Here is a 15,992-nt window from a genome sequence, read left to right as displayed (position 1 = left end):
GGCAGGTGCCCGACCGCTTACGTCGGACAAGTCTCCGGGCCGTTATTGAGCCCTTGCTTATAGAGGTGGCTCTGCAGGCTGGCCTTGCCGTTGTGCCAGGTCAGCGTGAGCACGTACAGCGAGTCATAGTCGCTGGATGCCCAGTCATCGGTGATGCGCTGTTCTGAGCCGACGGCTTCCCCGGCGACCTTGTTGATCAGCTCGGGCAGGTAGCCATGAGACCAGGCGGTATAGATGATCGAGTTGTGATACTTGTCGCGAAGCAGTTCATCGGCCAGGTCGCTGGTGTCGTTGGCCGAAAATTCGATGTTCACCGGCAAGCCGAGCTTGATCGCGCTGGGGCTGATGGTCATCAGGGGGCGAATGTAACTGTAGGAATTATCCAGTTCGCCTTCCTCTACATTGCGCGTCGGGTTGGCGGCAAACACGTAGTTGGCCTTGCCGAATTTTTCCGGCAGCAAGGTGGCCAGGTCGATGGCGCGGTTCAGTCCCTGACAATTGAGCTGACCCAGGCCGCCGGCCGGTTTTTCCGCGTGACGCAAAAACACCAGCGTCTGTGTACCGTCCACCGGTTGGGCGCGGCTTACACTGGACTCCAGTGACAAAAACAACGCGCTGGCCGCCAACAGAGCGGGCAGGAAGATATAAGCGCGATGTTTGAAGCGGTTGGTGAGTTTCAAAGGATTCATCATCGAATAGGTAATCTTCAGCGCATTTGGTTAAGGCCGACAAACCTTGACACCTCAAGTGCCTAGCATAGGGTGTTTGCCATGTCGTTGACCCGGTCCATTTCTAACAGGGCAATGCTCAGAGTCCGCTGAAGCCCTTTTGGTTCGATTCGAGCTTCGATCCGGGCCAGGTGCCTGGCACTTTAGCGGCAACCTTGAACGGATTGGGGGGAAGGTTATCGACAGGATGTTTCGGATTGATGGGCACAGTACACATGTTAGCCCCGTCCCCCTTATGATCTTCACTCCGACTTTCCCGTGGAAGCTCCCGATGACCGATTTGTCTGCATTCCCCATCACTCGAAAATGGCCGGCCCAGTACCCGGAGTGGATCCAGCTCTATTCCTTGCCAACGCCCAATGGCGTCAAGGTTTCGATCATGCTCGAAGAGATCGGGCTGCCCTACGAGCCGCATCGTGTGAGCTTCGACACCCAGGATCAGCTGTCCCCTGAGTTTCTGTCGCTGAACCCCAACAACAAGATTCCGGCGATCCTCGACCCCCACGGCCCGGGCGACCAACCGCTGGCGCTGTTCGAGTCCGGGGCGATTCTGATTTACCTCGCCGACAAGAGCGGGCAACTGCTGGCCCAGGAGTCGGCAGCGCGTTACGAGACCCTTCAGTGGCTGATGTTTCAGATGGGCGGTATCGGGCCGATGTTCGGCCAGCTCGGCTTTTTCAACAAATTCGCCGGCAAGGACTACGAAGACAAGCGTCCCCGTGATCGTTACGTCGACGAAAGCAAGCGCTTGCTCAAGGTCCTCGATGGCCGTCTGCAAGGGCGCGACTGGATCATGGGCGAGCGCTACACCATTGCCGACATCGCGACTTTTCCGTGGGTGCGTAACCTGATCGGCTTCTACGAGGCCGGTGATCTGGTCGGCATACAGAATTTCCCCAATGTCACTCGCGTGCTGGAGCGTTTCCTGGCAAGGCCGGCGGTGATTCGTGGGCTGGAAATCCCCAAGCAATCCCTTTGAATCCCTCATCACCAAGGCAGGCAATGAGCTCATTCGATTTCAAGCAAGTAGATGTCTTCAGCCACGTCGTGCTCAAGGGCAACGCGCTGGCGGTGGTGTTCGGCGCAGACAAGCTCAGCGATGAACGCATGGCGGCGTTCGCGAACTGGACCAACCTCAGCGAAACCACTTTCGTGCTCGAACCTCGAGACCCCCGGGCCGACTATCGGGTACGCATCTTCACCACCCTGCAAGAGTTGCCGTTCGCCGGTCATCCGACGCTGGGCACCTGCCATGCCTGGCTCGAGGCCGGTGGGGTGCCCAAAGGCGAGGAGATCATTCAGGAATGCGGTGCCGGGTTGGTGCGAGTGCGTCGGCAGGGGGCGGAGCTGGCGTTTCTCGCGCCACCGTTGCTCAGGTCCGGCCCGGTGGACGCCGGGCTGGTCGAGCGTGTACGGCTGGGCCTCGGATTGGCGCCGGGAGCGATTGTGCGCACGCAATGGGTCGACAACGGTGCCGGTTGGCTGGCGGTGATGGTCGAGGACCGCCAGCAGATTCTGGACTTGCAGCCGGATCATGCACAGATGCTCGGCCTCGCCGTCGGTGTCATCGCGCCATGGCACCCCGAGCGCGATGGTGCTGAGGCGCAGTTCGAAGTGCGTGCATTCATCTCCGGCGACGGCATGCCGGAAGACCCGGCCACCGGCAGCCTGAACGCCGGAATCGCTCAATGGTTGCTCAGCGAAGGGCTGGCCCCGGCATCTTATGTCGTCAGTCAGGGCCTGACCATGGGCCGCGCCGGGCGGATTCGGGTGGAGCAGGTGGGAGATGAGATTTGGATTGGTGGTGCTGTCGTGACGTGCATTGCCGGAACGCTGACGATCTAACCTGTGAGAGCAGGCGGTATTCGATGCGGGCGATTGTTGCCGTCGCGGTAACGTTGTCTTGAGCGATCGAGGTTTGTGTCCCGCACCTTGCAGGGCATAAGCTCTGCGCCCTACGAATTTCGTCTCTTCAGGAAGGTCCATGTCCAGTCAGTTCCCCGAAGCACGTCCACGCCGTCTGCGCCGCAATGCGAGCCTGCGCAGCCTGTTCCAGGAAACCGAGTTCAGCTTGAATGACCTGGTGCTGCCGATTTTCGTCGAGGAAGAGATCGACGATTTCGTGCCGATCAAGAGCATGCCCGGGGTGATGCGCATTCCCGAGTCGAAACTGGCCGGCGAGATTGAGCGTTACGCCCGGGCCGGGATCAAGTCGGTGATGACCTTCGGCGTGTCTCATCATCTGGACAGCAACGGCAGCGACACCTGGAACGATAACGGCCTGGTGTCGCGCATGTCGCGCATCGCCAAAAACGCCGTGCCGGAAATGATCGTGATGTCCGACACCTGTTTTTGTGAGTACACCGACCACGGCCATTGCGGCGTGTTGCACCAGCACGAAGTCGATAACGACCAGACCCTGATCAACCTCGGCAAACAAGCCGTGGCCGCCGCCCGGGCCGGCGCCGATGTGATCGCGCCGTCGGCGGCGATGGACGGGCAGGTCCAGGCGATTCGCCGGGCGCTCGATGCGGCGGGTTTCAGCCAGACGGCGATCATGGCCTATTCGACCAAATTCGCCTCGGCGCTTTATGGCCCGTTCCGCGAAGCCGGCGGCAGTGCGCTCAAGGGTGACCGCAAAAGCTATCAGATGAACCCGATGAACCGTCGTGAAGCGGTGCGTGAGTCGTTGCTGGACGAACAGGAAGGCGCCGACGCGCTGATGGTCAAGCCGGCCGGCGCGTACCTGGACATCATCCGCGACATCCGCGAAGCCTCGCGTCTGCCGTTGTCGGCGTATCAGGTGAGCGGTGAATACGCGATGATCAAATTCGCCGCCCAGGCTGGGGCGATCGATGAAGATCGCGTCGTGCGTGAGAGTCTGGGGGCGATCAAAAGGGCGGGGGCGGATTTGATCTTCACCTACTTCGCAATGGACCTGGCCCTGGCCGGGATCTAACAAATCAAAAGATCTTCAGGTGATATAAGGCCGTATCCCATGATCGCGGAAATACCGTTCGATCACCTTCGGATCGGCGCTGTAATCGGCGATCGCCACATAGGTATCGGGGCGCAGCAGGTAAAACCCGTTGCGCGCCAGTCCCACGGTTTCAAACACCGGTCGCCAGTCGAACACCTGCAACGGCAGGTGATGCGCGCTGCACCAGGCGATCATCTCGTCGCTGGTTTCGCCATACACATGCACCTGCCAGGTCAGGTATTTCAGCGATTCGAAGTTGTCCCCTTCATCGTCGTGGGCCCAGGGCAGGCGATCACCGCCGTGAATATGGCCGGTAACGCCCTCACTCAACGGCATGCCGCGATAGTTGAGGGTGGTCTGTGACACCGTGCGAAACAGGAACTCCCGGACGGCCTCGAACGAGATCATTTTCGGGATCAAAAAGGGCGCCACGCGCATGCGCATTACGTCGGCAATTGGCCCATCGGCCGTGACAAAATTGAACACCCGATCAGTGGTGGCCACCAGGCGCTGGGCAAAGGCGATGCGTTCGGTTTCATAACTGTCGAGCAGTTTGGCCGTGGCGCTGCCGCTTAACACCGCCGCGAGCTTCCAGGCCAGATTGATCGCGTCGCCAATCCCGGTGTTCATGCCCTGGCCACCCGCCGGGCTGTGGACATGGGCGGCGTCACCCAACAGAAACGCGCGTCCGGTACGAAAGTGATCCGCTACCCGGTGATGCACGCGGTAGGTCGAGAACCAGTTCACCTGATCGATCTGCACCTTTAAATTCTCGATGGCCCGCCTGCTGACGTCTGCAAACTGGAGGGTTTCGGCGCGCTCGGCGCGTTCGTCGCGAACCGTGCCGATCAGTCGGGCGCGACCTTCGCTGGACAAAGGAAAAATGGCGAGAAAGTCGGCTTCGTCGAGGTCCACATGCAATTCACCGTTGAACGTCGGGCCGCGGGCCTGCACATCCGCCACGTAGAAAATCTGTTGGTAGGTGCCCCCCGGAAAATCGGTGTCCAGGGATTTGCGCACGATCGAGCGGGCGCCGTCGCAGCCAGCGAGGTAGCAGGCCTGGCAGGTTTGCTGCTGGCCATCGGGCAAGCGCAGCGTTGCGGTGATGCCATCGCCAGTTTCCTCGAAACTGTGCAATTCGGTGTTGCGCTCCACCGTAATGCCAAAGGTCTCCAGGCGTTCGATCAGCAGTTGTTCATGCTCGTCTTGCGGATAGATTTCCAGGAACGCATAGGGCGTCAACCCCTCGCCGATGGCGCTCAGCGGCAGGTGTGCGACCGGTTCGCCCTCGACCCAGAAATTCGCGGCGCACACTTTATGGCCGTTCTGCACCACGGCGTCGCTGAGGTCGAGCTGGCGATACAGCTCCAGCGTTCGGGCCTGTACTGCCAACGCGCGTGAGGTAGTACCGGGGGCCGAGGTCTTGTCGATAATCCGCACCCCAATCCCCAGCTTGCTCAGCCACAGTGCCAGGACCAGCCCGGTCGGGCCGGCGCCGATGATCAGCACGTCGCTACGGTTCATGAGCCTGTCCTCCTCGGTGTGTGGATCAAGTATGGTTCAACCGGGGGGCACTCGCAGGCTCGACAGCTGCTACGGCGAACGAGTTGCTACGGAACAGGGAGAGGGCGGGATAGTCATAGCCTGCGCCATGCCATTGATCGTATGGTTAACCCGGCTCAACGGATTTGATGGAGCACCATGCAAGCCAATCGATTGATCATGAGCGTGGCCGCGCTGTTGGTACTGGCCGGTTGCGGCACTCAGCGCCCTCAGGAACCGCCGGCCCGCAAGCCTGCCGAGGTCAAGGCCGAGATCGTCAGCCTGCTGCCGGCCAAAACGGTCGACCGTCAGGGCTGGGCCACGGACATCTACGCAGCATTTGCCGCGCAAAAGATTTCGCCGACCACGCAAAACCTGTGTTCGGTACTCGCGGTCGCTGAGCAGGAGTCGACGTTTCAGGCTGACCCGCTGGTGCCAGGCCTGGGCAAGATCGCCCGGGATGAAATCGACCGCCGCGCCGATAAGGCCCACATCCCCGGCTTGCTGGTCAGCGGTGCCTTGCAGGTGCGTTCACCCAACGGCAAAAGCTACAGCGACCGGCTGAATGCCGTGCGCAGCGAAAAAGAGCTCAGCGAGATTTTCGATGACTTCATCGGCATGGTGCCCATGGGCCGGACCTTGTTCGGTGGCTTCAACCCGGTGCACACCGGCGGGCCGATGCAGGTCAGCATCGACTTTGCCGAGCAGCATGTGCGGGATTATCCCTACCCGGTGAACGGCTCGATTCGTCACGAAGTGTTCACCCGTCGCGGTGGCCTGTATTTCGGTATCGCCCACTTGCTCGGCTATCCGGTGAGCTATCAGCAGCCGCTGTATCGCTTCGCCGATTTCAACGCCGGTTGGTACGCCAGCCGCAATGCGGCGTTTCAGAACGCGGTCAGTCGTGCGACGGGTATCCCGCTGGCGCTGGATGGCGACCTGGTGCGCTACGACTCGATCATGCCCGGCACCACGGAACTGGCGGTGCGCACCCTTGGCAAGCAATTGGACATGCGCAACCCGACCATTCGGGATCAACTGGAGGAGGGCAAAAGTCTTCAGTTCGAGGACACCACGCTCTATCAACGCGTCTTCGCTTTGGCCGAACAGGCCGAAGGCCGGCCATTACCCCGGGCGGTGTTGCCGGGGATCGTGCTGCAAAGCCCGAAAATCACCCGAAAACTCACCACGGCGTGGTTTGCCAAGCGGGTCGACGAGCGCTATCAGCGCTGTATGAAGCGCGCGGGAGGGTAACCGGGCAAGCTCGCTCCCACATGGTTCGTGCGCAGTCTTTGGCATCTGCTACAAAGAGAGAGTCGCAGAGGAGATTTAGTCATGTACCAGCTCTATGGGCATCAGAATTCGGGGGCGGCCGCCATCGAAGCCGCGCTGGAACTGTGCGAGGTTCCTTATCGCTTCATCGACGTTTCATCGTCCCCGCAGGCGCTGCATGCGCTGGAGAAGCTCAACCCGCTGAAGCAGGTTCCCACTCTGCAACTGCCTGATGGCGGCGTTCTTACCGAGAGTGCGGCCATCCTGATTCACCTGGGCCTTACGTTTCCGGAGTCGAATCTGTTGCCGGAAAATCCGATCAAGCGCGATCAGGTGATTCATGGCCTGGTGTATATCGTCAGCAATTGTTACACCGCCATCGGCATCATCGATTACCCCGAACGCTGGCTGGCCGAGGCGGACGAGTCGTCCCGGCAAAACCTCATGGCCGGTGCCCGCCAACGCCTGCATTGGCATTGGGAGGTGTTTGCCGATCAGTTCGCCGGCAAGTTGTACCTGGACGATGGAAAACCGGGCGCGCTGGATATTCTGGCAGCGGTGGTAACGCGGTGGGCGGGCACCCGGGAACACTTGCGCATTGCGCGGCCGGGGTTCTTCGCCTGGCTCGAACGCTTCGACCGCCACCCTGCATTGGCGCCGGTCTTCTCTCGGCATTGGCCATAGGAACACCGCCAAACACATGTTGTGGGGGAGGGGCGGGCTTATCTGTGGCGAGGGAGCTTTTGTGGGGGGGGGGGGAAGCCCCCCCCCACAAAAGCCCCCTCGCACAGTGTGCAATCACTCGCCGCGAATGTACTGCTCCAGCTGCCGAATCAGTTCAGCCTGTTCGGCAATGGCTTCCTTGACCAGGTCGCCGATCGACAGCAAGCCCATCAGCTCACCGTCCTCCACCACCGGCAAATGCCGCAGGCGTTTGTCGGACATGATGCCCATGCAGGTTTCGACGGTTTGATGGGTGTCCACGGTGATCACCGGCGACACCATGATGTCGCTGACCGGTGTGCCGACGGAGGAGCGCCCCTTGAGCACCAGTTTGCGCGCATAGTCCCGCTCACTGATGATGCCGACGACCTTTCCGTCTTTGAGGACCGGTAACGCGCCGACGTTTTTGGCGGCCATCACCATCAGCGCTTCCAGCACCATTTGATGAGGCGCAATGGTGTGGACTGCCTGATTCTGTTGGGCCTTTAACTTGAGCAACTGGGCGACGGTTTTCATGACGGCTTCTCGGGTGTTGTCGTTGTTCTTGAAGAATCGTAGAGACACGCTCACAGAGCAAGGGAGAAAGCGGCAGATAACACGCAAATAGCGTCATTCAGGCTTTTTTTTCATAACCCCCCCCGATTCATCGAGAGAATGTGTCGATTAGCAGGATAGGCTCAGGCCCGGAGGGCGTTCAGTTTTGTCGCGTGTCGACCGGGGAGACCGGGTAACGGGGATTATGGGTTTTTTGGTTAATACCTTGAAATAGAGGGAGGAAAATCGAATAAAGAAATTCGGGTAGGCTCATACCTCTAATAAGTCATGGATGACTCGTCATTATGTTTGATGCTCTAACGGCTGCTGAATCTACGCAGCGTTCACTTCCTGAGTCTATGACTCAGAGTCCGCACATACCTTTTATTGCCAAGTCTATTCCAGACTGGCTATTGAGCACCCGTGCAGAAAATCGCACCGCTTTAAAACAGAATGTTGGACCTGCCATGCCCTGGTATGACATGGCGTCGGCGCAATTACGTGGTGAGATGAAAAGGGCGTTTGAGGACAGTTGGGTATCACAAAACGAAACTGATAGAACCCTGAACAAAATTCAGGAAGTCGAAACGTTCGCAGAACAGCTTTTAATCACTGCGCTGAAAGATAAATACGGCATTACCCTGGATGTCAAAGCGACCTACCTGCGGCTTTACTGCCCCAAGGGCATTGTCGTCGGGTTTGATGTGCGGACGCTGTCACTGCTTGAGGCCTCGCTGCATAACTTCGAAGTTAAAGAAACCCGAGCGGGTTATTTCGACAGGGCGAGCGACTTCATTACGAAGCCTTCCGCTTCCGGGCAATTCGACGTCGTGCCGATCAAACATAAACTGTCTGTCGAGGCCTTTGCAGCGCTGTGTCGTGAACTGGATATCGGGGCTCGATACCAAGCTTACCTGAAGGCATTCATGGGGTTCACCAACCCGGTGGCAAGGGCGGTGTTACAACATAAAGTACAGGCCAGCCAACAGGATGCGTTGCGTGCGGCCAGTGTTCTGGCGCTCATGAAACAAGACATCGATCACGATACTCACCGCATGCTGTTGAATCTGGTTGCGGGGCATCAAGCACTGACTTTGCAGGGCCAACCCATGCACTGTTACGAGTTGAGGATGATGGATACGGCCCTGACAGGCATTGTTCTGATTGCGGCGGACCTCGATAGCAGCCGTCAGATTGAACAAGTCATCGCCTATGTCCCCCATGATCCGGAACATCCGGTCAAACAATACCCCTCCCTGGCCAGCTTCCATAGAGAACTGATCTCACAATTACGCGTGCCTGAGTATCAGCGCTTTTTCAGCCGGTTTGTCCCTCATCAACAGCGAGGCACCTTCTTTTTCCAGCTCAATAACCGGCTTTCAAGCATTCAATGGCATGCATCCTTGCCGTTTGAACAAAAGCCGGCGTGGCGTGAGGAGCCGAATATCAATCCTGATTTGCGGATGACCTATCTGCGAAACAGCGGTGACTTCTGGCCCCGTGACTTTCACCAGAAACTGAACAAGATCCTCAATGACGCTCGGGCGATGGCGGTTCCCACTGGCGATGAAGATGAAAAAACTCGTTGGGCGCGTTGGGATAGTTTTCAAAAGGTCGCCGCAGTCGTTCTTGAAGCGGCCACTTTTGTGGCGACGCTCTTTGTACCGTTACTTGGCGAGCTGATGCTGGCCTATACCGCCTATCAACTGCTTGATGAAACGTTCGAAGGGATTGTCGAGTGGTCAGAGGGACAGAGAAGCGAAGCTGCCGGGCATTTGATCGGTGTGGCTGAAAGCCTGATCCAGTTGGGTGCATTCGCGGCAGGAGGCAAAGTAGTGGGCACCCTGTTGCCGCTCAAGTCGTCGCCCTTTATCGAGGGCATGAGGGTCGTAGAAAAGAGCGATGGCAGGTCGCGGTTATGGGACGCGGATCTGCAGCGCTACGCACAGTCGATTACCCTTGATGAGTCTGTCCGGCTGGATGAAAAGGGCATTTATCGACATTCCGGACAGGAGGTGCTGCCGCTCGATGGCACGCAGTTTGTGATTGAGCCTGATCCTGGATCGGATCAGTACCGCATCCAGCATCCCCGTCGGGGCGACGCCTATGCCCCCCGTCTTGTACACAATGGCGTTGGTGCGTGGGCGCATGAGGCTGAGCGCCCTCAGACCTGGCAGGGCGTCACCCTGATGCGACGCCTGGGACATCGCGTCGATTCGTTTTCCGATCAAACCCTGGAGCTGATCCGGATCGTCAGCGGTGTTGACGACGCGGTATTGCGCAAACTACATGTCGAGCATGAGCGGCCGCCGGCGTTGCTGGTGGCAACCATCAAGCGTTTTACCGCTGACCAGGAGGTTAAAACTTTCATCGAGCGAATAAGTAGCCGTGACCCGCAGGTGTATGGTCAGGCCGATGTGCAGACTCAACTGAAGCTGCTGACGGGTCATCGCAAATGGCCCAAGAACCGCACCGTGCAGTGGCTCGATGCGCAAGACAAGGTGCTCTGGCAATCTTCGCCAGACCTGGGCGAATCGATCATCAAGGTCAGATCCGGGCAGACCGGTTACCACGATCTGGCCGCAACGATGCTCTCCCAACTGCAGGAACAGGAGGTCAAGACGCTGCTGGATGAAGCGTTTGGCAATGGAATCATCGCCCTGGATGTGCGGGCGGCCAGACTGCGTGCGCTTATCGCCACGGCGGCCAGTGAGCAAGAAACGACGTTGGTGGATGCTCGTTTCAGCCTTGATGAAGCTCCTGTCGGCCCCGACGTTGCGGCGCACGTTGGATGGTTGCGTAGTGAGTTTCCTCAATTGCCGGGTGCCATCATGGATGAGCTGCTGGTCGGTATCACCGAGGCGGAACAAAGACAGATGAGCGATCGACAGCATTTGCCGTTTCGTCTGCGGCAGGAGGTCCGCACGGCGATGCGCGAATGGCGGATTGTTCGGGCGTACGAGGGGCTGTATTTGCCCTCGAGCGCGAATCTGGATACCAGTCGGCTGGCGTTGCACAGCCTCGAGCGCCTGCCGGGCTGGTCGCCCGAGGTACGCATCGAAATTCGCAACCAGTCATTCGAGGGACCGCTGCTCGACAGTATCGGGCCGGAACGCGTGTCCATTCGCAAAGTGCTGGTGCGAACCATGGAAAACACCTTTCAGTCCCATGACGAAGAGGGTAATACGCTGCATGGCGGCGACGATTTCTATACCGCCCTGTTACAAGCCTTGCCTGACGCCGCGCGCAGAAAACTGGGCCACGAAATCGGCCAGGGCATCCAGTTGCGACAGACATTACAGAACGCACCGCTGACGCATGCGGCGTTGCGCGAAATTCTCCCGGATCCCTCCATTCGACATGTAATGGACACCGCGGCCGCAACCCGTTTGCGCGGAGCCGTTCAGGGGTATGCACGGATCAATGAGCCTCTGCTCGGTACAGGGGGGACCTTGAGTCTGGAGGATCGGTTCAAGGTGCTGTACCCGCAGGCGAGTGCGGATACGTTTGCCGATTTTGTCCGCTCATCCGGCTCGCAGACTCAGGCGTTGCGGGGCATCGGCGAACGGGAATTGGAGTTCGAGGAACTGACCAAAGCCCTGGATAGCTGGGTGGCGATCGAGAGAGGCGAGCTTCTGCCCATGGATCAACGCTACCACAAGGGACGTTTTGCCAAGGCGATCAAGCAATGCTGGCAGGCTGCACTAACTTCGGGGCCGGACGGCTACGCCCTGGATCTGAATTTTCACTGGACGAGTGATTTTCTGGAGTATCTGCCAGCATTGAATGCTGATTTCCGGCATGTCAGTTCGCTACAGTTCCGCCATGTCGAACTGCGTACCGATATCACCGGTTTTCTTCGTTATTTTTCCAACTTGAGGGCGCTGGATTTGAGTGATAACGCGCTGGTCGCCGCCCCTCGCTTGCAAGAAAGTCTGCCGGTGCTCGAGCATCTGAACCTGTCCAATAACCAACTGACGCTGACCGCTGACAGTGTGGCGGATCTGGCTGGTCTGACTCGTCTGCAAACACTGAGACTGGCCGGCAACCCGGCGCTGTCGCAGCAGCCGGATGTCAGCCGGATGGCTGAACTCCACCTGTTGGATTTGCACGATACCGGTATCACGGAGTGGCCCACCGGCCTGCTCACGCTGCCGCGACCGCGCGCCTTTGAACTGGATCTGCAGGGCAATCCGATCGAACAGGTCCCCCAAGTGACACCCGGTTCGGAGCAGGCACGGCTTGTTGCCCGCACCCGCTTGAGCCGCGACCGGTTGTCAGATCAAGGTCGTGAACAATTTCAGAGCTATATGCGTTCTGTAGGGTATGACCCGGCACGCAGTTACCCGCCCAAAGGCGAGGAAACCAGTGTGTACTGGCTGGAAGGTTTGTCTGGCGCAGAACGACAAAGCAGGCAAACGTTGTGGGATGAGCTTGAAGGGGAGCCGAATGCCCAGGGGTTTTTCGAGGTGCTGGAGCAACTCGCCGACTCAGCCGATTACGTCGAAGAAGCCAGTCGCCCGGAGCTGACACAACGAGTGTGGCGCCTGCTCGATGCCGCTGCCCAGGATACCCCGCTGCGCGAAGAACTGTTTCGCCTGGCGAGCAACCCTGATTCATGCGCCGACGCCGGTGCGCAGATTTTCAATGAAATGGGGTTCAAAGTACTGGTTCACGAAGCGTATCTGGCCGGCAGCCCTGAGCAGATCGAAACCAGCCTGATCAGGTTGGCGAAGGGCAAGTCCCGTCTGGATCAGGTCAATGAAATCGCGCGCGCCACTGTCCAGAGCCGATTGCAGGCCGGTGAAAGCTTTATGGCGGTCGATGAAGACGGGGACATCACCGGTACCATCGACGAAGTGGAAGTTTATCTGGCGTTTCAGACCGGTCTGGCGGATCGGCTTGATCTGCCATGGCAATCTCGGGGCATGTTGTTCCGGGAGATGGCCGAGGTCAGTGATGCGCAGATAGATCAGGCGCATGAATCGGTTTTGACGCTTGAGGCGGGTGAGGGGCTGGTGAACCGGATTATTGAGCAGCGGTTTTGGTGCAAGTACCTGAAGAGTCGCCATGCGCAAGCATTCGCACAGAATTCGACGGCGTTTAATGCTCGCTCAGAGGAGCTGCTCAATCGGCATTTGGCGGGCACCGTCTCACAGCAGGTATATGAGCGCGAACTTCTTGAGTTGGCCGAGGGGCGTAAGGGATTATTGAGGACGCTGACAGCGCAGGCGTGGAAAAAGGCCGCATAGCCTGCACGGTACCGCATCGCATCACGCGACCGGTCTGTCGTTGCGCACAGACCGGTTTTTTTGGGGCCGTTAGCGTGTTTGGCTCCAGAAGGATATTGCCCTACCGGTATTCCACTATCGCGCTGTTCCACTGGGACCGAGTCGTCGCCGTTCTCCCCGTCAAGACATCAAAGGCTGATGTATTGTCGTAGGACTCAAGCAAGATATGGGTGCAGTTGAAACAAGCGGGAAAGGCCTGCGCTGCTATCGCCCCTTGTAGTTTTTGCGTCACCACTTGAATGAGCGCCGGGTCGGTTGTCCCGGTCTGCGCTTTCTGGATATAAAGCGCCAGATTGGCCGCTTGAACTTCTGCGTGGGCGGCAGGGAGTCCACTGGATTGGGGCAGGTCACCTTCGCTTGCCGCTATATGACCTTGAATACGGTTCTTTATCAGCGGGTGAAGTGGCGTTTGTTCATACTCTATGCCGGCCAGGTCAATCGTTTCAGATGTCGTCCCTCGGTAGATTTTTACAGGAAGCGCAGGATCTTTGATTCGCTCGATATACCGGTTGCTCAAATATTCCGTATATCGATCAGGGTCGGTGAATCTCAGGATGCCACCTGTGACCGGATTGTCTCTACCGAGGCTATCATCCGCCTGTCTGTGCATCTCTACGCCATGTTTGGCTTTAGTGAGCGTTATATTTCTTTCCAAAGGGATATTGAAAAAGTCGGTGATGTAAATGGCATCGTCAGGTGTTGAGCCTTCAATCGCTACTCCCGCATGTGCGACAGCGACCTCGGATCTAAACGTTTTTGAGAACCGCGCATCTGGATGTGTCTTAAAGTGTTCTTCGCTTGCAGCCAGTTGTTTTGTCGCGGAGCCTTTCACTTTAGGCACCGGATGAGTGCGCGGCACCTCAAGCATGGCGGTGGTTCGGGCACTTACCCTCTGGTTAAGCGCGGCTCCTTTGGTAAGCCCAAGCCTATCGACAAAACTCATCGGGTTACTACCCACCATCTCATACAGATTCAACCCGTCCACTGTTCCCGCCGGGTCGGCACTGATCCAGCGTTGCAACCACGACGCGAAATAACGCCGTCCGTAGTAGTAAAGTCCGCTGTCATCCCGCTCCTTGCCCGAATAGCGGATGGTTTTATAACTGACTTCCCGCACCGAATCCGCTCTCAGCGAGGCCGTGCCGCCGAAGGGATAATAGTCCTCGTGACTGATCAGGCGGCCCGCTTGATCGAGCTCGATGAGGCTGGAACCCAGGCTGTCGTCGAGGCAGTAGCGCACCTGATTGGCATCAATGTCTTCCGGTTTACCCTGGAGCCAATGCAGGCAGCGTACGTTGCCTATTACGTTCGGCAAGGTGATGACGTGCAGCTCTTCACCCGTGTCGCGGCAGCGTATTTCCAATCCGGGAAGGTAGCGTACTTCGTGGAAATGGCTGGTCGATGATGTATGGGTTTCGTGGCGTTTATAGACACGTACGCCATTGCTGTAGCGAAAGGTTTCCGTATCGTGGAGGCCATTTTCGCGCTCGATCAGCGTGATGGAGGCCAGCTCATCATGGCTGTTCCATTGCAACGCCTGGCCCGGTTGCAAGGCCTGGAGATTGCCATGGCGGTCAAACAGCTTTGAAAAATCGGGTTCAGGATCCCCTTCTTTCCAGCGCACGCCACGGTTGCTGGACGGATCAATGCGCATCCGATGGGTGTAACCGCGTACCGCGCGGCTATGAGTAATCTTGATCAGGTTGTTGCCTGTATCGTACTCGAAGGTTTGTGTGTACTTCAGGAAGTTGTTGGGGTCGTTGGGCAGCGGCCTCCCCGGCATGCTGGACGGCGGGGGGCTATCATGACCGGTGGCGCTGACCAACCGGTACAGGGGGTCATATATGAATTCGCGGGCTCCATCAATGTACTGGTTGGCCAAGAACACCGGATTGAAGGTGTGATCCTTTATGCTCAGTACGTTACCGACCTTGTCATAGTCATATTCCAGATCTTGCCGCAGGTTCTGGCCAGGCACTCCCGCCTTCATGCGTGTCAGCCGACCATCCGCCTGGTCGTAGATCCAGGTTCTGGTCATGCCGTTGCCGAGTTGTTGCTCGATGACCTGGCCGGCGGCGTTGTACTGCGCGTTCTTGAGGATGTCCTGAGCGGAGTCGCTGGCATTGATTTGCAGTGTCACTTGCTTGAGTTGCCCGGCAACGTCGTAGCGTGAATGCTGCTGATGGTTGCCGGCATCTGTCTGGCTCAGCGCCTTGCCGTCTGCACCGTAGCGCCATCGTGTGGTGTAGACGCAGCCATCGAATAACGTGCGGGTTTCTTCTAAAGGCAGGTAATGCAAACTAAAGGAATCGAATGCAATCGAACCCGAAGGATCGACTTTCTTGATCAGCTGACCCCGCAAGTTTTTCCCGGGATCCGCATCGCCCCGCCCATAGGTCAAGACTTCGACGTTCGGTTGCGCATTGGCGTCAACCGCCAACATGCGCAGTTGATCATCGTAGGTATTTCGCCATTGATTGCCGCGCTCATCCCAGCGGCAGAGGACTTCACCGGCCACCCCGAGCAAGCTCAGACGCCAGCCGGAATCGACGCTGTCGACCTTCAGCGGTTGGCCGGTCAGCCCATGGACCGTCGTCAGGGTGGGCCTGGAGCCATACAGACGCGGATCCCAGTGTTCCACCGGTCTGCCGGTGACGTCATGACGCTGTCGGGTGATGAGCGCTTCCAGAGGCTCGCGAGCGCTATTGCGCAGGTAGGCCACATGGCGAACCGCCAGGCCGCGGCCATCATTGGCAGTAATCGAAGAGGTGTTCCGATGCACGGTGAGATCCATCTCTCTATCTCCTTCAATGCGTAGCATCGGTCACGGCAAGGATTTTCTCCAAGGCTCGATGCTATCAACGTACGAGGGGTGTGTAACCTGTCAGATATGACAGGTGACAAGGGACGCACCTATCCCAA

General features: G+C 58.2%; 10 protein-coding genes. 6 read left to right on the top strand and 4 right to left on the bottom strand.

The window, feature by feature from the left end; translation table 11 throughout:
* Positions 1–17: 17 nt before the first annotated feature.
* Positions 18–692: a histidine phosphatase family protein gene (locus AC07V0_RS09740; RefSeq protein WP_086945078.1), complete on the bottom strand. Its 675-nt coding sequence runs from the start codon at positions 690–692 to the stop codon at positions 18–20.
* A gap of 307 nt (positions 693–999) precedes the next feature.
* Here AC07V0_RS09740 and AC07V0_RS09735 point away from each other — a divergent pair, with 307 nt between their 5' ends.
* From AC07V0_RS09735 to hemB, 3 genes are all read left to right on the top strand, one after another.
* Positions 1,000–1,707: a glutathione binding-like protein gene (locus AC07V0_RS09735; protein WP_086945077.1), complete on the top strand. Its 708-nt coding sequence runs from the start codon at positions 1,000–1,002 to the stop codon at positions 1,705–1,707.
* Positions 1,708–1,730: 23 nt separating this feature from the next.
* A complete protein-coding gene (locus tag AC07V0_RS09730) occupies positions 1,731–2,573 on the top strand; it encodes a PhzF family phenazine biosynthesis protein (RefSeq protein WP_064618953.1) in 843 nt (280 codons plus the stop codon).
* A 139-nt stretch (positions 2,574–2,712) separates the two neighbouring features.
* Positions 2,713–3,687: a porphobilinogen synthase gene (gene hemB / locus AC07V0_RS09725; RefSeq protein ID WP_018925389.1), complete on the top strand. Its 975-nt coding sequence runs from the start codon at positions 2,713–2,715 to the stop codon at positions 3,685–3,687.
* A 15-nt stretch (positions 3,688–3,702) separates the two neighbouring features.
* On the opposite strand, the gene AC07V0_RS09720 is transcribed toward hemB, so the two are convergent.
* Positions 3,703–5,232: an FAD-dependent monooxygenase gene (locus AC07V0_RS09720; RefSeq protein WP_495019549.1), complete on the bottom strand. Its 1,530-nt coding sequence runs from the start codon at positions 5,230–5,232 to the stop codon at positions 3,703–3,705.
* Positions 5,233–5,409: 177 nt separating this feature from the next.
* Here AC07V0_RS09720 and AC07V0_RS09715 point away from each other — a divergent pair, with 177 nt between their 5' ends.
* Together AC07V0_RS09715 and AC07V0_RS09710 are read left to right on the top strand one after the other, a co-directional pair.
* Complete coding sequence (locus tag AC07V0_RS09715) at positions 5,410–6,504, top strand: DUF1615 domain-containing protein (RefSeq protein ID WP_064618944.1); 1,095 nt, start codon at positions 5,410–5,412, stop codon at positions 6,502–6,504.
* An 81-nt stretch (positions 6,505–6,585) separates the two neighbouring features.
* On the top strand, positions 6,586–7,206 hold the full coding sequence (locus AC07V0_RS09710) for a glutathione S-transferase N-terminal domain-containing protein (RefSeq protein ID WP_018925392.1): 621 nt from the start codon (positions 6,586–6,588) through the stop codon (positions 7,204–7,206).
* A gap of 114 nt (positions 7,207–7,320) precedes the next feature.
* Here the strand turns inward: AC07V0_RS09710 and AC07V0_RS09705 are convergent, their stop codons facing one another.
* Positions 7,321–7,761, bottom strand: coding sequence for a CBS domain-containing protein (locus AC07V0_RS09705; RefSeq protein ID WP_007939416.1), 441 nt, complete (start codon positions 7,759–7,761; stop codon positions 7,321–7,323).
* Between the two features lie 485 nt (positions 7,762–8,246).
* Between AC07V0_RS09705 and AC07V0_RS09700 the strand changes: the two genes are divergently transcribed.
* Positions 8,247–13,031, top strand: a complete 4,785-nt coding sequence (locus AC07V0_RS09700; protein ID WP_158245533.1) for an NEL-type E3 ubiquitin ligase domain-containing protein — start codon at positions 8,247–8,249, stop codon at positions 13,029–13,031.
* Between the two features lie 100 nt (positions 13,032–13,131).
* Here AC07V0_RS09700 and AC07V0_RS09695 read toward each other — a convergent pair whose 3' ends face one another.
* Complete coding sequence (locus tag AC07V0_RS09695) at positions 13,132–15,864, bottom strand: RHS repeat-associated core domain-containing protein (RefSeq protein ID WP_087126078.1); 2,733 nt, start codon at positions 15,862–15,864, stop codon at positions 13,132–13,134.
* Positions 15,865–15,992: the final 128 nt, after the last annotated feature.

It is taken from the genome of Pseudomonas sp. GW821-FHT01E10 (assembly GCF_059422365.1).
The sequence above is the reverse complement of the archived record's forward strand: the minus strand, read 5'-3'. Positions and strand labels throughout refer to the sequence as shown.

Coding starts and splice junctions, on each gene's coding strand:
- AC07V0_RS09740 (WP_086945078.1), bottom strand. CDS start 692: ATGATGAATCCTTTGAAACTCACCAACCGCTTCAAACATCGCGCTTAT.
- AC07V0_RS09735 (WP_086945077.1), top strand. CDS start 1,000: ATGACCGATTTGTCTGCATTCCCCATCACTCGAAAATGGCCGGCCCAG.
- AC07V0_RS09730 (WP_064618953.1), top strand. CDS start 1,731: ATGAGCTCATTCGATTTCAAGCAAGTAGATGTCTTCAGCCACGTCGTG.
- hemB (WP_018925389.1), top strand. CDS start 2,713: ATGTCCAGTCAGTTCCCCGAAGCACGTCCACGCCGTCTGCGCCGCAAT.
- AC07V0_RS09720 (WP_495019549.1), bottom strand. CDS start 5,232: ATGAACCGTAGCGACGTGCTGATCATCGGCGCCGGCCCGACCGGGCTG.
- AC07V0_RS09715 (WP_064618944.1), top strand. CDS start 5,410: ATGCAAGCCAATCGATTGATCATGAGCGTGGCCGCGCTGTTGGTACTG.
- AC07V0_RS09710 (WP_018925392.1), top strand. CDS start 6,586: ATGTACCAGCTCTATGGGCATCAGAATTCGGGGGCGGCCGCCATCGAA.
- AC07V0_RS09705 (WP_007939416.1), bottom strand. CDS start 7,761: ATGAAAACCGTCGCCCAGTTGCTCAAGTTAAAGGCCCAACAGAATCAG.
- AC07V0_RS09700 (WP_158245533.1), top strand. CDS start 8,247: ATGCCCTGGTATGACATGGCGTCGGCGCAATTACGTGGTGAGATGAAA.
- AC07V0_RS09695 (WP_087126078.1), bottom strand. CDS start 15,864: ATGGATCTCACCGTGCATCGGAACACCTCTTCGATTACTGCCAATGAT.